Source organism: Streptomyces sp. NPDC002018 (assembly GCF_042890865.1).
In the GTDB taxonomy this organism is placed as follows: domain Bacteria; phylum Actinomycetota; class Actinomycetes; order Streptomycetales; family Streptomycetaceae; genus Streptomyces.
This window is the reverse complement of the sequence record NZ_JBIASO010000002.1, coordinates 212,326-233,366: the sequence shown is the minus strand read 5'-3', so window position 1 is coordinate 233,366 and position 21,041 is coordinate 212,326. Positions and strand designations below refer to the sequence as shown.

Annotated in this window: 20 protein-coding genes and 1 pseudogene; 12 read left to right on the top strand and 9 right to left on the bottom strand. The window is 71.5% G+C overall.

Translation table 11 applies throughout. The features are described 5' to 3' along the window. Positions 1-223 precede the first annotated feature (223 nt). Entirely contained in the window at positions 224-391 is a 168-nt protein-coding gene (locus ACFYYH_RS04520) for a DUF3117 domain-containing protein (protein ID WP_003966491.1), read from the top strand. 215 nt (positions 392-606) lie between these two features. On the opposite strand, the pseudogene ACFYYH_RS04515 reads toward ACFYYH_RS04520, so the two are convergent. Beyond that, positions 607-1,273 (bottom strand): annotated as a pseudogene (locus tag ACFYYH_RS04515) (O-methyltransferase). Between the two features lie 152 nt (positions 1,274-1,425). On the opposite strand from ACFYYH_RS04515, the gene sigE reads away from it, so the two are divergent. The 5 genes from sigE to ACFYYH_RS04490 all read left to right on the top strand — a co-directional run bounded on the left by sigE (position 1,426) and on the right by ACFYYH_RS04490 (position 6,331). After that, positions 1,426-2,184 (top strand): RNA polymerase sigma factor SigE, encoded by a 759-nt coding sequence (sigE, locus tag ACFYYH_RS04510; RefSeq protein WP_388545780.1) that lies wholly within the window; start codon positions 1,426-1,428, stop codon positions 2,182-2,184. Then, positions 2,181-3,044 (top strand): zf-HC2 domain-containing protein, encoded by an 864-nt coding sequence (locus ACFYYH_RS04505; protein WP_388545777.1) that lies wholly within the window; start codon positions 2,181-2,183, stop codon positions 3,042-3,044. The genes sigE and ACFYYH_RS04505 overlap by 4 nt, the downstream gene beginning before the upstream one ends. Positions 3,045-3,134: 90 nt before the next feature. Continuing rightward, positions 3,135-4,961 (top strand): trypsin-like peptidase domain-containing protein, encoded by a 1,827-nt coding sequence (locus ACFYYH_RS04500; RefSeq protein ID WP_388545775.1) that lies wholly within the window; start codon positions 3,135-3,137, stop codon positions 4,959-4,961. Positions 4,962-5,090: 129 nt separating this feature from the next. After that, positions 5,091-5,552 (top strand): sec-independent translocase, encoded by a 462-nt coding sequence (locus ACFYYH_RS04495; protein ID WP_388545773.1) that lies wholly within the window; start codon positions 5,091-5,093, stop codon positions 5,550-5,552. A 116-nt stretch (positions 5,553-5,668) separates the two neighbouring features. Next, positions 5,669-6,331, top strand: coding sequence for a hypothetical protein (locus ACFYYH_RS04490; protein WP_388545771.1), 663 nt, complete (start codon positions 5,669-5,671; stop codon positions 6,329-6,331). A gap of 164 nt (positions 6,332-6,495) precedes the next feature. Here ACFYYH_RS04490 and ACFYYH_RS04485 read toward each other — a convergent pair whose 3' ends face one another. From ACFYYH_RS04485 to ACFYYH_RS04475, 3 genes are read right to left on the bottom strand one after another with little or no spacing between them, the layout of a single operon-like run. Further along, entirely contained in the window at positions 6,496-7,656 is a 1,161-nt protein-coding gene (locus ACFYYH_RS04485) for an Mrp/NBP35 family ATP-binding protein (RefSeq protein WP_388545769.1), read from the bottom strand. Positions 7,657-7,698: 42 nt separating this feature from the next. Then, complete coding sequence (locus ACFYYH_RS04480; protein WP_388546333.1) at positions 7,699-8,238, bottom strand: DUF1003 domain-containing protein; 540 nt, start codon at positions 8,236-8,238, stop codon at positions 7,699-7,701. A gap of 58 nt (positions 8,239-8,296) precedes the next feature. After that, positions 8,297-9,577, bottom strand: coding sequence for a magnesium transporter MgtE N-terminal domain-containing protein (locus ACFYYH_RS04475; RefSeq protein ID WP_388545766.1), 1,281 nt, complete (start codon positions 9,575-9,577; stop codon positions 8,297-8,299). A gap of 219 nt (positions 9,578-9,796) precedes the next feature. Here ACFYYH_RS04475 and ACFYYH_RS04470 point away from each other — a divergent pair, with 219 nt between their 5' ends. Then, positions 9,797-10,552, top strand: coding sequence for a hypothetical protein (locus tag ACFYYH_RS04470; protein ID WP_388546332.1), 756 nt, complete (start codon positions 9,797-9,799; stop codon positions 10,550-10,552). 38 nt (positions 10,553-10,590) lie between these two features. Here ACFYYH_RS04470 and ACFYYH_RS04465 read toward each other — a convergent pair whose 3' ends face one another. Both ACFYYH_RS04465 and ACFYYH_RS04460 read right to left on the bottom strand, forming a co-directional pair. Beyond that, the gene (locus tag ACFYYH_RS04465) at positions 10,591-11,100 is read right to left on the bottom strand and encodes a hypothetical protein (protein WP_388545764.1); all 510 of its coding nucleotides are present in this window, start codon (positions 11,098-11,100) and stop codon (positions 10,591-10,593) included. Positions 11,101-11,214: 114 nt separating this feature from the next. Then, on the bottom strand, positions 11,215-12,339 hold the full coding sequence (locus ACFYYH_RS04460) for a magnesium and cobalt transport protein CorA (protein ID WP_388545762.1): 1,125 nt from the start codon (positions 12,337-12,339) through the stop codon (positions 11,215-11,217). Positions 12,340-12,777: 438 nt separating this feature from the next. Between ACFYYH_RS04460 and ACFYYH_RS04455 the strand changes: the two genes are divergently transcribed. The 4 genes from ACFYYH_RS04455 (at position 12,778) to ACFYYH_RS04440 (ending at position 16,161) form a co-directional block, all read left to right on the top strand. Then, positions 12,778-13,401 (top strand): suppressor of fused domain protein, encoded by a 624-nt coding sequence (locus ACFYYH_RS04455; protein WP_388545759.1) that lies wholly within the window; start codon positions 12,778-12,780, stop codon positions 13,399-13,401. 155 nt (positions 13,402-13,556) lie between these two features. Then, positions 13,557-14,195: a DUF6758 family protein gene (locus ACFYYH_RS04450; protein WP_388545757.1), complete on the top strand. Its 639-nt coding sequence runs from the start codon at positions 13,557-13,559 to the stop codon at positions 14,193-14,195. A 292-nt stretch (positions 14,196-14,487) separates the two neighbouring features. Beyond that, on the top strand, positions 14,488-15,369 hold the full coding sequence (locus tag ACFYYH_RS04445) for a PHP domain-containing protein (protein WP_388545755.1): 882 nt from the start codon (positions 14,488-14,490) through the stop codon (positions 15,367-15,369). A 186-nt stretch (positions 15,370-15,555) separates the two neighbouring features. Continuing rightward, a complete protein-coding gene (locus ACFYYH_RS04440; RefSeq protein WP_388545753.1) occupies positions 15,556-16,161 on the top strand; it encodes a MarC family protein in 606 nt (201 codons plus the stop codon). A 79-nt stretch (positions 16,162-16,240) separates the two neighbouring features. Here ACFYYH_RS04440 and ACFYYH_RS04435 read toward each other — a convergent pair whose 3' ends face one another. Next, positions 16,241-16,393 carry a hypothetical protein gene (locus ACFYYH_RS04435; protein WP_388545750.1) on the bottom strand — a complete coding sequence of 51 codons (153 nt, stop codon included), beginning with the start codon at positions 16,391-16,393 and terminating at the stop codon, positions 16,241-16,243. Between the two features lie 188 nt (positions 16,394-16,581). On the opposite strand from ACFYYH_RS04435, the gene ACFYYH_RS04430 reads away from it, so the two are divergent. Next, positions 16,582-17,493 carry an NYN domain-containing protein gene (locus ACFYYH_RS04430; RefSeq protein WP_388545747.1) on the top strand — a complete coding sequence of 304 codons (912 nt, stop codon included), beginning with the start codon at positions 16,582-16,584 and terminating at the stop codon, positions 17,491-17,493. Positions 17,494-17,647: 154 nt separating this feature from the next. On the opposite strand, the gene ACFYYH_RS04425 is transcribed toward ACFYYH_RS04430, so the two are convergent. Together ACFYYH_RS04425 and ACFYYH_RS04420 are read right to left on the bottom strand one after the other, a co-directional pair. After that, positions 17,648-18,490 (bottom strand): alpha/beta fold hydrolase, encoded by an 843-nt coding sequence (locus tag ACFYYH_RS04425; protein ID WP_388545745.1) that lies wholly within the window; start codon positions 18,488-18,490, stop codon positions 17,648-17,650. A gap of 223 nt (positions 18,491-18,713) precedes the next feature. Continuing rightward, complete coding sequence (locus ACFYYH_RS04420) at positions 18,714-20,711, bottom strand: DEAD/DEAH box helicase (RefSeq protein ID WP_388545743.1); 1,998 nt, start codon at positions 20,709-20,711, stop codon at positions 18,714-18,716. Between the last annotated feature and the right edge of the window lie 330 nt (positions 20,712-21,041).

Below are 21,041 nucleotides of genomic sequence, written 5' to 3'. Positions count from 1 at the left end.
TGTCGGGCCGGCCCGGAGCACGCGGTGGCGAAGTATCGCAGGCGGACCGCCGAATTGGGTGGTTTTGGGAGAGCGCGTTGCATAAGCGATGCCGCCCGATGTTGGTCATCGGGTCCCGCCATGCGGGATAATGGGCTGGAAGCAATGTGTTCGATGCCGGTGACACAGCGCCTGTCATGGGGCCGCCGGCTGCGATGAGCTGGTTTCAGGAAGGGGAACGAGCATGGCGGCCATGAAGCCGCGAACGGGCGACGGCCCGCTCGAGGTGACCAAGGAGGGGCGGGGCATCGTCATGCGCGTTCCGCTCGAAGGCGGCGGTCGGCTTGTCGTCGAGCTGACTCCGGACGAGGCGGATGCGCTGGGCGACGCGCTGAAGAAGGTCGTCGGCTGAGCGGAAGGCTCACAGTCTTCGGGGTGCACGGCCGCCCGCGGACCGGCACCGACACTGCCCCGGCACGGATGAGAGTCCGTACCGGGGCAGTGTGATGTTCCTTCCGGAAGCGTCGCGTCCCGCGCCCGGGGTGTACGCGTCCCACGCCGTCACGGCCCCGGCCCCGAATCCGGCGCGGGTCCCGTCCCGGTGCCGCAAGGGCCCGTCCCGTCGGGTCAGCCGCGCCGTACCGCGCACAGCAGCCCGTCGCCCACCGGCAGCAGCGTGGGCAGCAGCTCCGGGCTCTCCCGTACGGTCCGCAGCAGTTCCCGCAGCCGCAGCACCTCGGCGGGCTGGGCCGCGGAGTCGACCGTCCTGCCGTCCGCGAAGACGCCCTCGAAGCAGACGAGCCCGCCGGGCCGGAGCAGCCGCAACGATTCAGCGAGGTAGTCCAGGCACTCCAGGCGGTCCCCGTCGCAGAAGACCAGGTCGTATCCGCCGTCGGCGAGCCGGGGCAGTACGTCCAGGGCCCGGCCCGGGATGAACCGCGCGCGGTTGCCCGCGAAGCCGGCCGCCCGGAAGGCCTGCCGGGCGAACTGCTGGCGCTCGGGCTCCGTGTCGACCGTGGTCAGCACGCCGTCCGGCCGCATCCCCAGGAGCAGATACGTTCCCGAGACACCGGTGCCGGTGCCGATCTCGGCCACCGCCTTGGCGTCCAGCGTGGCGGCGAGCAGACGCAGCGCGGCTCCGGTGCCTGGTGACACCGAGCGGAGCCCTGTCTCCCGGGCCCGGTCCCGGGCCCAGCGCAGTGCTTCGTCCTCGGCGACAAAGGCGTCGGCGAACGCCCAGCTCGTCTGCCGGTTGGCGGTAATGACCCTCTCCTTGTCCCCGTTGGCGGCGCAACGGTGACTGTATCCGCTGCGCCCGGGAACCCGCAGATGGGACCGGGCGTTATGAAGAGGTGTGGCCTCCTCGTCATCAGCTCGGATTCCGCGTGGTGGCCGGTCCGAATTTCGCGTAAAGATTCTTATCCGGAGCTAACGGGCGGAGTGGCTATGGTAGGGGCTCCACTGGACACCACCAGAGCCGACAGGGGAGGTGCGGCTGCGCCTGTGGATCGGGGAGGAGTGCTGATGCGCTGTCTCAGGTCGGCCGGCAAGCCGAGATCCGTGACCAACTTCGCTGACCGTTCTCGCTCCAACGACTCCGCAGTGACCGCGACCTTCGCATCGGATGCGGAATCGCAGGCGTGGACGCCTCCCAGCTGGGAGGAGATCGTCAGCACGCACAGCGGACGTGTCTACCGCCTCGCCTACCGCCTCACGGGCAATCAGCACGATGCCGAGGACCTGACCCAGGAGGTCTTCGTCCGGGTCTTCCGCTCGCTGTCGACCTACACCCCCGGCACGTTCGAGGGCTGGCTGCACCGCATCACCACCAATCTCTTCCTGGACATGGTGCGCCGGAAGCAGCGGATCCGGTTCGACGCGCTCGGTGACGACGCCGCGGAGCGGCTGCCCAGCCGTGAGCCGTCGCCCCAGCAGGCCTTCCACGACACCCACTTCGACGCGGACGTCCAGCATGCGCTGGACACCCTCGCGCCCGAGTTCCGCGCGGCCGTGGTGCTCTGTGACATCGAGGGACTCTCGTACGAGGAGATCGCGGCCACGCTCGGTGTGAAGCTCGGCACCGTACGGAGCCGGATCCACCGCGGCCGCTCGCATCTGCGCAAGGCCCTTCAGCACCGTTCGCCCGAGGCCCGAGCCGAGCAGCGCGCCTTTGTGAGTGTGGCCGGGGAGGGCGGAGCGGCGTGAGTGGCACAAGCCCGACCCCCGCCGAACACCACCTGGGCGACCGGCTCGCCGCCCTGGTGGACGGAGAGCTGGACCATGACGCGCGCGAGCGGGTGCTGGCCCACCTCGCGACCTGCGCCAAGTGCAAGGCGGAGGCCGACGCCCAGCGACGGCTGAAGAGCGTCTTCGCGGAGACGGCCCCGCCGATGCCCTCCGCGGGACTCCTCGCGCGGCTCCAGGGACTGCCCGGCGGACCTCCCGGGGACGACGACGACGCGAAGGGGCTGTTCGACGGGGGGCGCTTCGGTGAGGGCGTCTTCGGGGTGCGTACGGACGGCTTCGGCTATGTCCCGGCCGGTGCCCACGCGGGTGTGCTGCCCGGCGGCTCCGGTTTCCGCATCCATGAGGTCGGCCGCCAGGAGGCCGAGCGCTCGCCCTGGCGCGGACGCCGCTTCGCCTTCGCCGCCGCCAGCGCGGTGTCGTTCGCCGCGATGGCCCTCGGCGGCACGATGCCGCTCGGTACGGCCGCCGACGCCCTGCCACGGGGCTCGGGCAACAGTGTGACGCCCCTGCGGGCCCCCGGCACCACCACCGCGGTGGGCACCGAGCCGGGTCGGCGCCAGGGCGGCGGCGGGCTTCTGCCGCACTCCGTGGACCGTCCGGCCACCGTGGCCCCTCCCGGGGTGTTCCAGACCCAGACGCTCTCCGAGCATCCGTTCGCGCCGAGCATCCTGATGGGCGCGCAGTCCCCGCTGATCCGGCCCGCGGACCCGGCCGTCCAGATCGACGCGGCCTCCGAGGCCCTGTACACGGCCACGCCCAACCCCACTCAGCTCGCGGCGCCGACACTGCCCGCCGGCACGCTCTCGACCCGGCGCTGAGCGGCCCCCTGCGCGGACGTTCGTAAACCTGGTTGAATCCTTCGCAGGGGTGCCTCTGTCGGGGCGCGGAGCGGCAGTTGCGGGGAGAGCATGGACGACGGGAAGCCCACCGGACCCGAGGCGAAGTGGTGGAGCCGTCCCCCGGCGGGGCGTGCGGTGCCGGGGGAGCCCGAGGTGCCGTCGGCCCCCGGTGACGACGGGACGGCGCGGCTGCCTTCCGCCGCCGACGACGGGGTGTCAGGGCCCGCCGAGCACGCTCCCGGGCCCGCCGGGCCCGCCGACCGCGGCCCGGTACCCGTGGACGCGCCCTCGGGTCCAGTCACGCCCGTACCGGTGCCGGCCGATCAGGCCCCCGTACCGCGCGGGGATCAGGCCCACGTACCGCAGCAGCGGCCGCAGCCCCTGCACGAGCCCGACGAATACAGCACACCGCCCTACGGCGGGCCGGGGCCCTGGGCGCCCGCGCCGCCCGTACAGCTCCCGACCCCCGCGCACGGCACCCCGCTGCCACCGCCGTACGCGGGCGCACAGGGCCCGCACGGCGCTCCTGGCGCCCCCGGCGCCCACGGTCCGCACGGCGCTCCTGGCGCCCCCGGCGCCCACGGTCCGCACGACGGCCCGCCGCCCCCGCCCGGCTACCCGGCCCCGCCGGGGCCCCCGCAACAGTCCCAGCCCCAGCCACCGCCCCATCAGGGCCGGCCTCAGCAGGGGCCCCGCACGACGCAGTGGCTCCAGTACGACCCGTGGAACACCGCCGCCCCCGGCCCCGGCCCGCAGCCCCTGACCCACCACGGTGAGCCGCGGCCGGCCAAGCGGCGCCGGGCCGGGGTGGCCGGCGCCGTCCTGCTCGGATTCGCGGGCTGTGTCCTGGGCGGCGCGGTCGGCGCGTACATCGAGCGCAACGGCGGCTTCACCAGCGTCGAACTCCCGCAGGCGGACCGGGAGCCCGGCGGCCGGGCCCCCGACAGCGTCGCGGGCATCGCCGCCAGCGCCCTGCCCAGTGTGGTCACCCTCCATGTCAGCGGCGGCGACGAGCAGGGCACCGGCACGGGCTTCGTCCTCGACCAGCAGGGCCACATCCTGACGAACAACCATGTCGTCCAGCCCGCGGGATCCTCGGGCGAGATATCGGTCACGTTCAGCGGCGGCCAGACCGTTAGGGCCGAACTGGTCGGCAAGGACAGCGGCTACGACCTCGCCGTCGTCAAGGTCACCGGGGTATCCGGACTCAAGCCCCTGCCGCTGGGCAACTCCGACAATGTCCAGGTCGGTGATCCGGTCGTGGCCATCGGCGCCCCCTTCGACCTGTCCAACACGGTGACCTCCGGGATCATCAGCGCCAAGGAGCGCCCCATCACCGCGGGCGGTGAGAGCGGCGACGGCAGCGATGTGAGCTATGTGGACGCCCTCCAGACCGACGCCCCGATCAACCCCGGCAACTCGGGCGGCCCCCTGGTGGACAGCCAGGCCCGGGTCATCGGCATCAACAGCGCCATCCGCGCCGCCGACAGCGGCGGCGGCCTCGGCGGCGGTCAGTCGGGATCCATCGGCCTCGGCTTCGCGATACCCATCAACCAGGGCAAGCGCGTCGCGGAGGAGCTGATTAACACCGGCAAGGCCACCCACCCCGTGATCGGGGTCAGCCTGGACATGGAGTACGCGGGCGACGGCGCCCGGGTCGGCACCGAGGGCGCCGACGGCGGTTCCGCGGTCACCCCCGGGGGCCCCGCCGCCCGTGCCGGGATCAGGGCGGGCGACGTCATCACCGCCGTGGACGGCCAGCGGGTGCACAGCGGCGAGGAGCTGATCGTCAAGATCCGCGCCCACCGCCCCGGGGACCGGCTGGAGCTGACGCTCCTGCGCGGCGGCCGGGAAAGGACCCTGACGGTGGCCCTGGGCTCCGCGGACGGCACCTGACGGTCACCCGAAGGTACCGCCCGGACAGGTGCGGCAGGTACCGTGGAGCGGCCCGGACCTCGACCGCTTCAGGCCAGGACGGCCATCGACCTCCGTCCGCGGACCTGGAGAACAACAAGGAGCAGCAAGGTGTTCAATGACATCGGCGCACTTGAGCTGGTCACGATCGTGGTCCTCGCGGTGCTCGTGTTCGGCCCGGAGAAGCTGCCCAAGGTCATCCAGGACGTCTCCCGCTTCATCCGCAAGATCCGCGACTTCTCCGAGAGCGCCAAGGAGGACATCCGCTCCGAGCTGGGCCCCGAGTTCAAGGACTTCGAGTTCGAGGACCTCAACCCCAAGACGTTCGTCCGCAAGCAGCTCATGGACGGCGACGATCTGGGGCTGAAGGAGATCCGCAGCAGCTTCGACCTCCGCAAGGAGATGGCCGAGGTGACCGACGCGGTGAACGGCCATGAGAGTGGCTCCGTGTCGGACGCGCCGGTGGCTCCCGTCACCTCGGCGAACGGTTCCGCCGGCACTCCCGACCTGCTCAAGAAGCCCGACCGGCCCGCTCGGGACGACCGTCCGCCCTTCGACGCAGACGCCACCTGAACGACATCAATCCCGGCGAGCCGGGACGGGATGGCTATCCTCCATCTGTCCGGCAGTGAGGCGCCCGTAGGGGGCGGGCCGCTGCGGACGTACGAGATCGAGGAGGCGCCGGCCAGATGGAGACGACAAGCCGGACAGAGGCGCGGAGCGCCGGCTCATCCACCGCCCGGGGAGTGCCGGCGCTCGCCGGCCGTACGGTCGCGGACTATCTGCGCGCCCCGTTCCCCTGGTACGGGCTGGACGAGGCGTTCACCGGGCCGCGCTGGCTGATGCAGGTCGGAGCCACGGCCGACGGCGCCGTACGGCACGGCTCCACCGGTCATGGGGAGGAGCCGTCGATAAGGCCGGACCCCTCGGCGGACCAGGAGCGCTTCGCGGTGGTGGTCACGGTCGCCGTCAGCCCCGAGCGCCGCAGCGGTGACGGCAGCGGCCATCTCGATGCCATCACCGCCTCCTCGGCGGCCTGGCTGGCCGGCTCGGCGCTGCTCTCCTCGACCTGGCCGCCGCAGCTCGACCACACACTGCGCGACGACTGGCTGAAGCAGCAGACGGAGGCCGCGTTCGAACTGGCCGACGATCTGGAGGGGCCCGCCTGGTCGGCGCTCTCGCTGCCGGTCGACGGGGTGCCGACGCCCTTCTACTACCGCGAGTCCGAGTTCGGCTGGGTGCTGGCCGGGTCACCGAAGGGCGCCGTGCACCTCGGGGCCTACGGACGCGGGATGAGCGCCTACGGCCTCGGGTTCTCGGCGATCGAGGACATCCGCTCGTACGCCGCGTAGTCCGCCCCGCGTAGTCCGCCCCGCGGGTCCACGGCCCGTACGGCGTCCGGCAACGGGTGAGGGGCGAACGGGTAAGCGGCGAAGAGGTAAGGGGCGACCGCCCTGGCGGTCGCCCCTTACCCATGCCATGCCCGTCGTACGGCCGTGGCGGGGCCGTGGGTCCGTCAGAACTTGTTGCGCGGGGTGATCCCCAGCGACATGCCCGCCAGACCGCGCTGGCGGCCGCCCAGCCTGCCCGCGATCTCACGCAGCGCCGTGGCCGCCGGGGAGTCCGGGTCGGAGAGCACGATCGGCTTGCCCGCGTCCCCGCCCTCCCGCAGCCGTACGTCGATGGGGATCGAGCCCAGCACCGGCACCGTGGCACCGGTCGTCCTCGTCAGCCCCTCGGCGACCAGCTTGCCGCCGCCGGTGCCGAAGACATCGATCATCTCGTCGCAGTGCGGACAGGGCAGACCCGACATGTTCTCGACCACGCCGACGATCTTCTGATGGGTCTGTACGGCGATGGAGCCGGCCCGCTCCGCGACCTCGGCCGCGGCCTGCTGGGGGGTCGTGACCACCAGGATCTCGGCGTTCGGCACCAACTGCGCCACCGAGATCGCGATATCGCCCGTCCCCGGCGGCAGGTCGAGCAGCAGCACATCCAGATCGCCCCAGTACACATCCGCGAGGAACTGCTGGAGCGCGCGGTGCAGCATCGGCCCGCGCCACACCACCGGCGAGTTGCCCGGGGTGAACATACCGATGGAGATCACCTTCACACCGTTCGCCGACGGCGGCATGATCATGTTCTCGACCTGGGTGGGCCGCCCGTCCGCGCCGAGCATCCGCGGCACGCTGTGGCCGTAGATGTCCGCGTCGACCACTCCGACCTTCAGCCCGTCGGCGGCCATCGCCGCGGCCAGGTTGACCGTCACCGAGGACTTGCCGACCCCGCCCTTGCCGGACGCCACCGCGTACACCCGGGTCAGCGAGCCGGGCTTGGCGAACGGCACCTCGCGCTCCGCGGTGCCGCCGCGCAGCGACGACGCCAGCTCGCGCCGCTGCTCGTCGCTCATCACGTCCAGTGTCACCTCGACCCGGGTGACACCCGCGACCCCGGCCACCGCGTCCGTCACGCTCCGGGTGATGGTGTCGCGCATCGGGCAGCCGGAGACCGTGAGATACACCGTGACAGCCACCGCGCCGTCCGCGCCGATCTCCACCGATTTGACCATGCCCAGATCGGTGATCGGCCGGTGGATCTCGGGGTCGTTCACCGTCGCCAGCGCGGCGCGCACCGCCTCTTCCGCGGGGACGGTGGTTCCGTACGTGTCGGTAGCCATACCGAGATGGTACGGCGCCCGGGACCGCGGCGGGAAAGCCCGTCAGCGATCGGATTCCTCGCGTCCGTGGCCGGTCTCGGTGGGGAACACCACACGGTGCTCCACCATGTCCCGCAGCAGATCCTGGAGTTCGGAACGGATCCAGTCGCGGGTGGCGACCTCCCCCAGGCCCATCCGCAGCGCCGCGATCTCCCGGGTCAGATACTCCGTGTCCGCGATGGAGCGCTCGTTCTGCTTGCGCTCCTGCTCGTGGGTGACCCGGTCCCGGTCGTCCTGGCGGTTCTGGGCCAGCAGGATCAGCGGCGCGGCGTACGAGGCCTGGAGGGACAGCATCAGCGTCAGGAAGATGAACGGGTACGGGTCCCAGCGCAGCCAGACCGGGGCGGTGATGTTCCAGACGAGCCAGACGATGATGATCAGCGTCATCCAGACGATGAAGCGGCCCGTTCCCAGGAAACGGGCGATCCGCTCCGAGAGCACCCCGAAGGCCTCGGGGTCGTAGTCGGGCAGCAGTTTGCGCCGCGGGGTCAGCGGCTGGTCCAGCCGGTTCCGGCTGCCGCGCGACACCGCCGTGGACCCCATGCCGGGAACGGACCGCGCGTGGTCCCGGCCGCCGTCCTTGTCGCCACCCGTACGACGCTCACTCATCACGGCCCACCGCCTCCTCCAGGCCGTGATAGTCCGTCTCGCGCCAGTCGTCCGGCAGCATGTGGTCGAGGACGTCGTCGACGGTCACCGCGCCGAGCAGCGCCCCGCCGTCGTCCACCACGGGCGCCGAGACCATGTTGTACGCCGCGAGGAAACTGGTGATCGCCGAGAGCGGGGTCTCGGGGTCGAGCGGCGGCAGATCGCTGTCCACGATCGAGCTGACCAGGGTGTACGGCGGCTCCCGCAGCAGCCGCTGGAAGTGGACCGTGCCCAGATACCGGCCCGTCGGTGTCTCGTCCGGCGGCCGGCACACATAGACCTGCGCGGCGAGCGCGGGGGAGAGGTCCTGCTGGCGCACCCGGGCCAGCGCGTCGGCGACCGTCGCGTCGGGCCGCAGCACGATCGGGTCGGTCGTCATCAGACCGCCCGCGGTCCGCTCCTCGTACGCCATCAGCCGCCGTACGTCCGCCGCGTCGTCCGGACGCATCAGTGTCAGCAGCCGCTCCTTGTCCACCTCGGGCAGCTCGGAGAGCAGATCGGCCGCGTCGTCCGGGTCCATCGCCTCCAGGACATCGGCCGCGCGCTCCTCCTCCAGCTTGCCGAGGATCTCCACCTGGTCGTCCTCGGGCAGCTCCTCCATCACATCCGCGAGCCGGTCGTCGTCGAGCGCCGCGGCCACCTCGGCCCGCCGCTTCGGCGTGAGATGGTGCAGCGCGTTGGCGAGATCGGCCGGGCGCAGCCGCTCGAAGGTGGCGACGAGGTTCTCCGCGCCCTGCCCCTCCTCCTCCAGGGAGAAACCGGTGACGGCCGACCACTCCACGGTCAGCGCCTCCCCGCGCCGCCGCAGCGCGCCGCCCTTCCTGCCGCGCCGTACATAGACCTTGTCGATCTCCCAGTCGCGGCGGGCCGGGAGCTGGCGGACGGCGACGTCGAGGACCGTCACCTCCTCGCCGCTGTCCACCAGCCGCACCCGGCGGTCGAGCAGCTCACCGAGGACCAGACGCTCGGTCGGACGCTGCTCGAAGCGCCGTACGTTCAGCACCCCCGTGGTGATCACCTGGCCCGACTCGATGCCGGTGACACGCGTCATGGGCAGGAAGATCCGGCGCCGGCTGAGCACCTCGACGACCAGACCGAGCAGCCGCGGCGGCCGCCGGCCGACCCGCAGCATCGCCACCAGATCGCGGACCCGGCCCACCTGATCGCCGCTGGGATCGAAGACCGGCACACCGGCCAGATGCGAGACGAAGACCCGAGGAGCGCCGGCTGCCATAGCGCGCGCCTCCTTGTCCCTGAATGTCCTTCTATCCAGCGCGATAACGGGTTCAGGCTAGCCCGTACCGGTGCGGTACGGCCTGGTGGAACGGTCCGTACGGCGTGCGTACGGCTCTCTGTCGAGCGGTGCGGACAGCCCGGGTACGCTGCGGTCTGCCACCCGCCACCGTGCATGAGAGGCAGTGTGTCTGTGTCCCTTCTCCTGTCGTCCGGCCGTATGCGCCGGGCCGCACTCCCCGTCGCGCTCTGCGCGGGGCTGGCCGCCGTACTCACGGCGTGCGGTGAGGATCCGGACGAGGGGACGAACGGTGTTGGCAAGCTCACCGCCACCGAGATCGAGAGAAAGGCGCAGTCCGCGGCGGGCGGCGCGAGCGCGGTCCGGCTCTCCGGCTCGCTGGTGAGCAACGGGGAGACCTACAAGCTCAATATGCAGCTCAAGGCGGACGGCGGCATCGGTTCGGTGATCTCGAAGGACAGCACCTTCCAGCTCCTGCGGATCGAGGACGAGCTGTATCTGAAGGCCGACGCCGGGTTCTGGAGCCATGCGGACGACGATGAGGACCAGGACGCGGGCGGCGGCGACGAGCCCAGCGAATCGGACGCCGCGGTCGCGGACAAGCTCCAGGACAAGTATGTGAGGGTCCCCGACGACGACCCGTCGTACAAGCAGCTCAGCGGCTTCACGGACAAGAATGTGCTGCTCGACGGGATACTGACGCTGCACGGCAAGCTGACCAAGGGTGACCGCGACCGTATCGGCGGGCTGCGGACCATCAAGGTCAACGGCGGTGAGGGCGACGGCGGGACGCTGGACGTCTCCCTGGAGGGCGTGCCGTACCCGCTGCAACTGGTGCGCGCGGGCGGTGCCGGGACGGTCACCCTCTCCGACTGGGGAAAGGACTTCGTGCTGGAGGCCCCGGCGAAGGGCGAGACCGTCGACTACGGCAGAAGCCTGCCGAAGGCCGAGGACTAGGGTCTTTCGTCTGGATCTGGCTGGGTCGGGCCCCGGCCCTAGCGCTTCTTCGCGCGCTTCAGGAGCAGCCGGCCGAGCGAGGCGGGCACGGGCAGGCGGGTGGTCGCCGCCGTCGGCAGGGGCACGGCCGCCAGCGAGTCCGACGGCAGCTCGGTGGTCATGTCCTGGGGCGCCAGCCGCAGCACCCGGCACTCACGCGCCCAGCGCTCCGTCATCCCGTCCGCGTCCGTCGCGTTGAGCCGCTTGCCCTTCAGCTCGGCGACGGCCCTCTCCCAGGCCTCCGTGTGCGGGGGCAGTTCGGTGACGGCCGCGGTCCAGGTGACCAGCCGGCCGCCCTTGTCCTTGCTCCGTACGGTCACCTCGGCGGTGGAGCCGTCCGCGAGGCCCGGCAGAGGCTGTTCCACGGGACCGTCCCCGACCAGACAGGCGGCGCCCTCGTGCCAGATGTGCCACAGGGCACGCGCGGGCCCCGGGCCCCGTACCCAGATGAGGCCGGACTTCTTGGTGGCCTCCTCGACAAGCGCCGGGCCGAGCTGCGGATCCGTCATGCCCGCAGCTTAACGGGCGCACCCGGCCCGGATCCGGACACGGCCGGTGCCGGGCGGCCCGACAGGCCTGGGCTGGGCCTGGGCAGGGCCTGGGCAGGATCCACACGAGAGGCCCTAGAGCCAGCCGTTGCGCTTGAGCGTGCGGTGGATGGTCACACAGGCGATCGCGATCGCGCCGAGCACCATCGGATAGCCGAACTTCCAGTGGAGCTCCGGCATGTGATCGAAGTTCATGCCGTAGACCCCGCAGATGGCCGTCGGCACCGCGATGATCGCCGCCCATGATGTGATCTTGCGCATGTCCTCGTTCTGCGCGACGGTCGCCTGCGCCAGATTCGCCTGGAGGATCGAGTTCAGCAGTTCGTCGAAGCCGATGACCTGCTCGTGCACCTGCGCGAGATGGTCGGCGACATCGCGGAAGTACTTCTGGATGTCGGGGTCGACCAGCCGCATCGGCCGCTCGCTCAGCAACTGCATCGGCCGCAGCAGCGGGGAGACGGCCCGCTTGAACTCCAGCACCTCACGCTTGAGCTGATAGATCCGCCCGGCGTCCGAGCCGCGCGGGCTGCCCTTCGCGGGCGCGGAGAAGACATCGATCTCGACCTCGTCGATGTCGTCCTGCACGGCCGAGGCCACCGCGATGTACCCGTCGACGACATGGTCGGCGATCGAGTGCAGTACGGCCGAGGGCCCTTTGGCGAGCAGCTCCTCGTCCTCCTCCAGCCGGTGGCGCAGGGCGCGGAGCGAACCCTTGCCGCCGTGCCGGACGGTGATGACGAAGTCCCGTCCGGTGAAGCACATGACCTCGCCGGTGTCCACGACCTCGCTGGTCGCGGTCAGTTCGGTGTGCTCGACATAGTGGATGGTCTTGAAGACCGTGAACAGGGTGTCGTCGTACCGCTCCAGCTTGGGCCGCTGATGCGCGTGCACCGCGTCCTCGACCGCCAGCGGGTGCAGCCCGAACTCGGCCGCGATACCGGCGAATTCCTCCTCGGTCGGCTCATGGAGGCCGATCCAGGCGAAGCCGCCGCCGTCCCGTACCCGCAGCATCGCCTCGTGGGGCGTGACACAGGGGTCCTCCATCACCCGCCGGCCCTTGCGGTAGACCGCGCAGTCGACCACCGCGCTCGACGCGGACGGGTCACGGGTGGCGTCGTACGAGTCGTACTTGCCGTAGGCGGCGGTGCTCTTGCGCAGGGCCGGGCGGACCGCTGCGCGCAGGTCTCGGATCATCGACATGGCGGGCTCCTTCACGGAGAGGCCGTCGGCGAGGTGGCACAGCCCGGAATGGGGACGTGGTGCGGTACGTCCGCAAAGCGGGCGGCACCGCGGGGTCGCGGTGACGGCGTTCGCTACAGACAGGCGGAAAACACAGGCGAGAAAAGAAGTGCTCTTCCGTCGTGCGAGGTGCCGTGCCTGGACGGGGTGTGAGGCCTCAGATCCCCGGGACCCGGGTCAACGGGACGAACACGGGGCGGAAGAGCGGTTGGTATTGGCCGGGTGACTTCGATCCACCGCAGCCCCACCTCCTCCGGCCGGTCCCCCGTGGGGGATGACGTGACGTCGGGACTGGAGAGTGACGCTTCTGCGTACTGTCCCGACCAGCGGCCAAGACTATCAGCAGACAGACGTCAATCCCTTCCCTTGCCCGATTCTTACGCGATCTATGCTCGCCGTATGGCAGAAATTCTCGCTCTGGTGGAGGCCGGGCTGTGCGCGGCGCTGGGTGAACCGGACGCACGGGCCGCGGTGACCTTCCTGGGGACGGACCGTATCGAGGTGCTGCGCTTCCAGGGCTCCCGGAGCGGGCCGGCGGACGGTGCCTCCGCCGGGGGCCCCGGTGTGGTGCGGTACGCCACGCTCGGGATGTCCGCGCAGCCGATGGCGGACCCCTCGGCGCTGCTCGCCGATCCGGTGAAGGGGCCGCGCGCGGAGCTGATCCTCACCGTGCGGGCCGGGCTCGCGGAGACCGACCAGGTGCTCCGTCCGCTGGCCACACTCGCCGCGTCCCCGCAGGTCGAGGGCGTGGTCGTGGCCTCGGGCGGCTCGCTGGACCTCGGGGCGCCGCTCTGGCCGGGGGCGCCCTTCCAGTCGGTCCTGGTGGGGGAGTCCGGGGGCCTGGTGCCGGACCTGGAACTGGACGCTCCGCTGGAGCCCGTACGGTTTCTGCCGCTGCTGCCGATGACCCCCAACGAGGCGGCGTGGAAACGGGTCAGGGGCGCGCGGGAGCTCCAGGAGCGCTGGCTGGCGCACGGCACGGATCTGCGCGATCCGCTGCGCCGTTCCGTACCTCTGGACTGATCCCCGGCACCTCGGCACCGGTCTCCGGAGGCCTCAGGACCGGCTCCCGGCCGCCCCACGGATGAGGGACGCGTCATGTTCAGTCGCGCCGCGACTCCCTCCGGACGGGTGATCGTCCTTGACGCGGCGTCGGCCGGGGAGGACCGTGGGGCGCTATGAGGGGCGAACCCAGTTGCCCGAAGTGCGGTGGCCGGGTCAGGGCGCCCGGTCTTTTCGCCGACTCCTGGCAGTGCGATGTGCACGGCACCGTGCATCCGCTCCAGCCCGTGATACCGCCCAGCGTCGAGGCCCTCGGTGTCGTGGTGCACCGTGCGCAGGTCCCGGTCTGGATGCCCTGGCCGCTGCCCGTCGGCTGGCTGTTCACCGGGGTGGCGTACGCGGGCGACGACCGCAGCGGGGGCAGGGCCACCGCCGTCGCCTGCTCGGGACCCGGACCGCTCGGCGGTACGGGAGAACTGCTGCTGGTCGCCGAGGAGCTGGGGGTCGGGCTGGGCGCCCGGTACGCGGGGATCGACGGCCCCGACCCCGGACCGCACATCGGCGTCGACAAACCCCCGCAGGCCAAGCTGCTCGCCGCGGGCCGGCCCACCCCGCTCTGGCATGTCGCCCAGGCCCCGGCCGACCGGGCGGTCTTCGCGGGCGAGGCGCTGGGACTGTGGCTGTGGGCGATCGTCTGGCCCGAGCAGTCGGGACTGCTGCTCTACGACGAGCTGGTGCTGACCGATCTGCGGGACGCGGGCGCCGAGGTGGAACTGCTGCCCTGCGGGGCGCTGTCGCCCCGGCTGCTGAACTGACCGTAGCTGTAGCTGTAGCTGTAGCCGTCGCCGTCGTTGTTGCTCGTCGCCGTCGTCTCCCTGCCCACGGTCCGGGGCGCCCTCCCCGTGGCTCGGGGCTTCCCTCGCCTCCGTATCTCCATCTCCCGTGCCTCCTGAGCCTGTTGTGCTCCCCGGCTGTTCCCCGGCGCCCGTCATGACGTGCGCCGCGTCTCGCGGGCCGGGCGGAGGCGGGCCGACGGCGTCCCTGGTGTTCGAATCTCCCGTTATCCTGGAGCGTCCCTGTCCGCCCCGAGCCTCCGGAGTACGCGTCGTGCGCATCGATCTGCACACCCACTCCACCGCCTCGGACGGTACGGACACTCCGGCCGAACTGATGCGCAACGCGGCTGCCGCCGGGCTCGATGTCGTCGCACTGACCGACCACGACTCCGCGCGCGGCCACGCCGAGGCGATCGCCGCGCTCGCGGACCTCGACCGGGATCTCACCCTGGTGACCGGTGCCGAGCTGTCCTGCCGGCTCGACGGCGTCGGGCTGCATATGCTCGCGTACCTCTTCGACCCGTTCGAGCCCGAGTTCCTGCGCGAACGCGAGCTGGTGCGGGACGACCGGGTGCCCCGGGCGCGGGCGATGGTCACCAGACTCCAGGAGCTGGGCGTCCCGATCACCTGGGAGCAGGTGGCCCGGATCGCGGGTGACGCCTCCCTCGGGCGTCCGCACATCGCCACCGCGCTGGTCGAACTCGGAGTCGTCGCGACCGTGTCCGACGCCTTCACGTCCGAGTGGCTCGGCAATGGCGGGCGCGCCTACGCGGAGAAGCACGAGTTCGATCCGTTCGAGGCGATCCGCCTGGTCAAGGCCGCGGGCGGGGTCACCGTCTTCGCGCATCCGCAGGCCGTCAAGCGCGGTGCGGTCGTGCCCGACTCCGCCGTCGAGCGGCTCGCCGCCGCCGGTCTGGACGGGATCGAGGTCGACCACACGGACCATGACGCGCCGACCCGGGCCCGGCTGCGCGGCCAGGCCGCCGATCTCGGGCTGCTGGTCACCGGCTCCAGCGACTACCACGGCAGCCGGAAGTCCGTGGAACTCGGCGCGTGCACGACCGATCCGGAGATCTACGGCGAGATCACCCGGCGCGCGTCCGGCGCGTTCCCGGTGCCCGGCGCGGGCGGACGCGCCCAGGGCCTTTCGTAGGGCCTGCCTCTGGCCCCCGGGCCTGTCCCTGGCCCTGGCCGCAAAGGGCTCGGGCCCGTTCGTACCGGCGGGCAGGTCTGCCCGGCCGGTCGGCCCGGTCCCGTCCTGTCCCGTCCTGCCGTGCCGTCACCCTGCCGTGCGCCGCGCTCTCCTCCGCTCCGCCCCCTCATCACGCAAGGCATCACCGTGTTCGATTTCGCTGTTTTCGGATCGCTCTTTCTGACCCTCTTCGTGATCATGGACCCGCCGGGGATCACACCGATCTTCCTCGCCCTCACCTCGGGCCGCCCCGTCAAGATCCAGCGCGCGATGGCCTGGCAGGCGGTCGCCGTCGCCTTCGGCGTGATCACCGTTTTCGGGATTCTCGGCCAGCAGATCCTGGACTATCTCCATGTCTCCGTACCGGCGCTGATGATCGCCGGCGGTCTGCTCCTGCTGCTCATCGCGCTCGATCTGCTGACCGGCAAGAACGATGAGCCGAAGCAGACCAAGGACGTCAATGTGGCGCTCGTACCGCTGGGCATGCCGCTGCTGGCGGGGCCCGGCGCGATCGTGTCCGTCATCCTCGCCGTGCAGCACTCCGACGGGGTCACGGCGCAGCTCTCGGTCTGGGCCGCGATCCTCGCCATGCATGTCGTGCTGTGGCTGACGATGCGCTACTCGCTGGTGATCATCCGGCTGATCAGGGACGGGGGTGTGGTGCTGGTGACCCGGCTGGCCGGGATGATGCTCTCGGCGATCGCCGTGCAGCAGATCATCAACGGCGTGACCCAGGTCGTGCGGGGCGGCTGACCGGTCCCCGGACACAGGCAGCGCCCCCGTACGGGTGATCCGTAGGGGGCGCTTCGTCTGCGATGTGATGTGGAGTGCGTTATGAGGCCGGGGCTTCGGCCGGACGGATATAGATCCGCTGGCCCATCGCGGCTGCCTGCTGCACGATGCGGTTGACGGAGGCGGCGTCCACGACGGTGCTGTCCACGGCGGTGCCGTCGACGTCGTCGAGTCGCATGATTTCGAAGCGCATGGCTTCTCCCTTCGTCTGATCCTCCGGCTGGAGAACTGTGGGTGACGGGACGTCCTTCGTCTTTATGTGAATGGTGTTACGTGTAGCTTCAACGGGTTGCCCTCTGCAAATATTCCCTTGGCTAAGGAAATTCTCTGGGAGGCTGACTACTGGCGGGTACGGTGTCGTCCACAGAGAATGAAACGCGTATGAACGAGGCAGAGATCAACCCAGAGATCACCGAGGTCACCGCCCGGCTGGAGCGGACCAACGAGCTGCTCCAGCGCATGCTCGCCGAGGTCGCCAAGACACCGTCCACACATGCCATCTTCGTGGACGCCGGTTACGTCTATGCTGCGGCCGGGTTGCTTGTGGCGGGCACCGAAGACCGGCGTGCCTTCGATCTCGACGCCGAGGGACTGATCGAGGCCTTCATCGACAAGGCCCGGATCATCTTCGCGGACAGCCGACTGCTCCGCGTCTACTGGTACGACGGCGCCAGACGGCGGATCCACACCCCCGAGCAGCAGTCCATCGCGGAGCTGCCGGACGTCAAGGTCAGACTCGGCAACCTCAACGCCAACAACCAGCAGAAGGGCGTCGACTCCCTGATCCGCACGGATCTCGAATCGCTCGCCCGGCACCGTGCGATCAGTGACGCGGCCCTGGTCGGCGGGGACGAGGACCTGGTGTCCGCGGTGGAGGCAGCGCAGGGCTACGGCGCACGCGTCCATCTCTGGGGCATAGAGGCCGGCGAAGGCCGCAACCAGGCCGAGCCGCTGCTGTGGGAGGTCGACAGCCAGCGCACCTTCGACCTGGAGTTCTGCAAGCCGTATGTCACCCGGCGCCCGGTCACGACGTACGAGCACGAGGGCGAGCCGCCGCCCTCCCGGGACCAGGTGCGCTTCATCGGCGCGCAGATCGCCGCGACCTGGCTGGCGGAGCGCGGCCGGGAGGCGATGGGCGAGCTGCTGCCGGGCCATCCGTATCTGCCGGGCCCGGTGGACCAGGATCTGCTGATCGAGGCGGAGCGGCTGCTCCAGCGGTCCCTGCGGGGCCACGCCATACTGCGCCGGTCGCTGCGCGACGGCTTCTGGCAGCACCTCCAGTCGCAGTACTGACTCCGGTCGCGGTACTGACTCCGATCGCAGTGCCGACTCCGGTCGCAGTGCCGACTCCGGTCGCGGTACCGAACGGGGCACGGAGCGGGCGTCCACGGAGCGGGCGGTCACGGGACGGCGGTCCCACCGGCCGCCGGTCCGCCCGGCGGCGCTCTCAGCAGTGGCCGTCCCAGAAGCCCGTCAGCGCGGCGGCGGTCTCCAGCGGCCGGTCGGTGTTGGGCGAGTGCTGGGCGCCCTCGATGACGCTCCGGTGGGCCTTGAGCCGCTCCGCCATCGCGTCGAGCAGCGGAATCGGCCAGGTGTCGTCGCGCTCGCCGGAGAGCACATGTTTGGGCAGCGGCTGCACGGCGGCCAGCTCGTCCACCCGGTCCGGCTCCACGGAGAGCTGCCTGCCGGTGGTGATGAGCTGCGCCGGACGCGTCCGCAGCCAGCGTCTGCGCAGATCGGCGCCGTCGACGGGGGTCTCCTCGGGCGTCTCCATCGTGCGCATGACCTCCCAGACCTGCTCCATGGTCCAGGTGGCGAGCGCGTCGCTGAGCATCCTCACCCGCTCCCGCTGGGCCGGGGCGACCCGCGCGGGTCCCGAGGACATCAGGGTCAGGGAGAGGAACGGCCCGCGGTCGAGCAGTACGGCGGCGCGGGCGATCTGGCCGCCCAGCGAGTGCCCGAGCAGATGGACCGGGGTGCCGATCGCCTCCGCCTGCGCGAGCACATCGGCGGCCAGCTCACCCTGGGCGTAGGCCTCCGGGGTGTCCGGTCCCTCGGTCTCGTACTGTCCTCGGCCGTCCACCGCGAGCGCGCGGTACCCGGCCTCGGCGAAGGGTTCGAGCAGCGAGATGAAGTCCTCCTTGCTGCCGGTGTACCCGGGCAGCAGGAGCACGGTCCCCCGGGGCGTCCCCGTGGGCCCGCCGTCGAGCACGGCGAACCGGCCGCGACGGGTCGACAGGGTACGGGCGCGGGCGCAGGAGGGCGGGGTGAAGCTGGACGGCCGACTCATGCGACGAGGCTAGCGGCGGGGCGGTGGAGCGGCGCTGGTGACCCCGCCGCTCCGGCGCCCGCCCGCCTGCACCGCTCCGGCGGCCTGCCCACCGGCCCCCGCCCGCGCGCCGTACGGGAGCGGACACGCCGTACGGGAGCGGACACGCCGATGGCCCGGCATCCCTGGGGGTGTCGGGCCATCGGCGATATCCGTGGGCCGGTACCGGCCGGCGAAGGCCGGCTCAGCTCTCGGTCTTGGCCACGGTCGTACGCGTACGGCGGCGGCGCGGCTTGGGCACCGCCTCCCCCTCCGGTGTCCCGGCGGCCGTCTCCGCCGTGTCCGCCGCCTCGGCGACGGGCTTGGCGACGCGGGTACGCCGACGGGGCTTGGTCTCCGCGACGGGGGCCTCGGCCGGGTCGGCCACCGCCACCGTCTCCGCCACGGCCGCCGTCCCGGCCACGGGCTTGGCGACCCGCGTCCGTCTGCGCGGCTTGGTCTCGGCGACAGGAGCCTCGACGGTGTCCACGGCCACGGCCGCCACGGCCGTCTCGACCGCTATGGCGGCGTCGGCCGAGGGCTTCGCGGCCCGGGTACGGCGCCGGCGCGGCTTGGCCGCCGCCTCGGTCTCCGTCTCGGGCGCCACCGGCTCGGCCACCGCGGCGGCGGTGTCCACGGTGCCGGTGCCGGTACCGGTGTCGGTGGCGGTGGCGGTGGCGATGTCAACAGGGTCGGTCAGGACCGGAGCCTCGGCCCCGGGGGCCGCCACGGCACCGCCACGGGTACGCCGACGACGGCGCGGGGTGCGCGGCTCGGCCGGCTGCTCCGCGCTCGCCGGCACATCGGCCGGAACCGCCGTCTGGAACTGCGGCTCGGCCGTCCCGTCCAGCGCTGTTCCGTCCAGTGCGGTCCCGTCCAGTGCCGTCCCGTCCAGTGCGGTCCCGTCCAGGGCGGTCCCGCCACGGGTGCGGCGGCGCTGGCGCGGGGTCCGCGTACGGGCCGGGCGCTCCTCCCGAACCGCCGTGGCGGCGGACTTGCGGCCCCGGCCGCCCGTCTCGCCCAGATCCTCGACCTGCTCGGCCGAGAGACCGGCGCGGGTGCGCTCGGCCCGCGGGAGGACGCCCTTGGTCCCCGCGGGGATGTTCAGCTCCTCGAACAGATGCGGGGACGTGGAGTAGGTCTCCGGCGGGTCCGGGAAGCCGAGGTCGAGCGCCTTGTTGATGAGCTGCCAGCGCGGGATGTCGTCCCAGTCGACCAGCGTGACGGCGGTGCCGGACGCGCCCGCCCGGCCGGTGCGGCCGATGCGGTGGAGGTAGGTCTTCTCCTCCTCGGGCGACTGGTAGTTGATGACATGCGTCACACCCTCGACGTCGATACCGCGCGCGGCGACATCGGTGCAGACGAGCACGTCCACCTTGCCGTTGCGGAACGCGCGCAGCGCCTGTTCCCGGGCGCCCTGGCCCAGGTCGCCGTGGACCGCGCCGGAGGCGAAGCCGCGCTGGGCGAGCTGGTCGGCGATGTCGGCGGCCGTGCGCTTCGTACGGCAGAAGATCATCGCGAGTCCGCGGCCCTCGGCCTGGAGGATGCGCGCGACCAGCTCCGGCTTGTCCATGGAGTGGGCGCGGTAGACACGCTGGGTGGTGTTGGCGACGGTCGCGCCCGCGTCGTCCGGCGAGGTGGCGCTGATGTGCGTGGGCTGCGACATGTACCGGCGGGCGAGGCCGATGACCGCGCCCGGCATGGTCGCGGAGAACAGCATGGTCTGCCGCTTGGGCGGCAGAAGCTGGATGATCTTCTCGACGTCGGGCAGGAAGCCCAGGTCGAGCATCTCGTCGGCCTCGTCCAGGACGAGCGCGCGGACATGCGAGAGGTCGAGCTTCTTCTGGCCCGCCAGGTCGAGCAGCCGGCCCGGGGTGCCGACAATCACATCGACGCCCTTCTTGAGGGCCTCGACCTGGGGCTCGTAGGCCCGGCCGCCGTAGATCGCCAGTACGCGGACGTTCCGCACCTTGCCGGCCGTGAGCAGGTCGTTGGTGACCTGGGTGCACAGCTCGCGGGTGGGGACGACGACGAGCGCCTGCGGGGCGTTGGTGAGCTTCTCCGGCACGGCCCGGCCGGACTCGACGTCCGCGGGGACCGTGACGCGCTCCAGGAGCGGCAGACCGAAGCCGAGCGTCTTGCCCGTGCCGGTCTTGGCCTGTCCGATGACGTCCTTGCCGGAAAGCGCGACCGGGAGCGTCATCTCTTGGATGGGGAACGGAGACAGAATGCCGACGGCTTCAAGCGCCTCGGCCGTCTCGGGGAGGATTCCGAGTTCTCGGAAAGTCGTAGTCAGGGTGCTGCCTCTTCTGTGAGACGCGGCGAGAGGCGAACGCTGGGGGTCGTACCGCACCTGGGTACTCGGCCGGCCGTGGGTTGGCCGGATGGCGCGGGACCACTGCCGTCGCTCGAGCGCTCGTGCCGCTGAGGGGGCCCCTCATCTGCGGTCGTACGCTGCTGTGCGTACGATTCGCGTGGAGGGCGGTCGGGTCGGAGCCGATCGGGCCACCGACCGGGCATCCTCATGGGGCCT

What these genes read in the sequence shown, in the direction of transcription:
- ACFYYH_RS04520 (WP_003966491.1), top strand. Translation starts at nt 224, where the DNA reads ATGGCGGCCATGAAGCCGCGAACGGGCGACGGCCCGCTCGAGGTGACC.
- sigE (WP_388545780.1), top strand. Translation starts at nt 1,426, where the DNA reads ATGGTAGGGGCTCCACTGGACACCACCAGAGCCGACAGGGGAGGTGCG.
- ACFYYH_RS04500 (WP_388545775.1), top strand. Translation starts at nt 3,135, where the DNA reads ATGGACGACGGGAAGCCCACCGGACCCGAGGCGAAGTGGTGGAGCCGT.
- ACFYYH_RS04490 (WP_388545771.1), top strand. Translation starts at nt 5,669, where the DNA reads ATGGAGACGACAAGCCGGACAGAGGCGCGGAGCGCCGGCTCATCCACC.
- ACFYYH_RS04485 (WP_388545769.1), bottom strand. Translation starts at nt 7,656, where the DNA reads ATGGCTACCGACACGTACGGAACCACCGTCCCCGCGGAAGAGGCGGTG.
- ACFYYH_RS04480 (WP_388546333.1), bottom strand. Translation starts at nt 8,238, where the DNA reads ATGGGGTCCACGGCGGTGTCGCGCGGCAGCCGGAACCGGCTGGACCAG.
- ACFYYH_RS04475 (WP_388545766.1), bottom strand. Translation starts at nt 9,577, where the DNA reads ATGGCAGCCGGCGCTCCTCGGGTCTTCGTCTCGCATCTGGCCGGTGTG.
- ACFYYH_RS04470 (WP_388546332.1), top strand. Translation starts at nt 9,797, where the DNA reads ATGCGCCGGGCCGCACTCCCCGTCGCGCTCTGCGCGGGGCTGGCCGCC.
- ACFYYH_RS04465 (WP_388545764.1), bottom strand. Translation starts at nt 11,100, where the DNA reads ATGACGGATCCGCAGCTCGGCCCGGCGCTTGTCGAGGAGGCCACCAAG.
- ACFYYH_RS04460 (WP_388545762.1), bottom strand. Translation starts at nt 12,339, where the DNA reads ATGTCGATGATCCGAGACCTGCGCGCAGCGGTCCGCCCGGCCCTGCGC.
- ACFYYH_RS04455 (WP_388545759.1), top strand. Translation starts at nt 12,778, where the DNA reads ATGGCAGAAATTCTCGCTCTGGTGGAGGCCGGGCTGTGCGCGGCGCTG.
- ACFYYH_RS04450 (WP_388545757.1), top strand. Translation starts at nt 13,557, where the DNA reads ATGAGGGGCGAACCCAGTTGCCCGAAGTGCGGTGGCCGGGTCAGGGCG.
- ACFYYH_RS04435 (WP_388545750.1), bottom strand. Translation starts at nt 16,393, where the DNA reads ATGCGCTTCGAAATCATGCGACTCGACGACGTCGACGGCACCGCCGTG.
- ACFYYH_RS04430 (WP_388545747.1), top strand. Translation starts at nt 16,582, where the DNA reads ATGAACGAGGCAGAGATCAACCCAGAGATCACCGAGGTCACCGCCCGG.
- ACFYYH_RS04425 (WP_388545745.1), bottom strand. Translation starts at nt 18,490, where the DNA reads ATGAGTCGGCCGTCCAGCTTCACCCCGCCCTCCTGCGCCCGCGCCCGT.
- ACFYYH_RS04420 (WP_388545743.1), bottom strand. Translation starts at nt 20,711, where the DNA reads ATGACGCTCCCGGTCGCGCTTTCCGGCAAGGACGTCATCGGACAGGCC.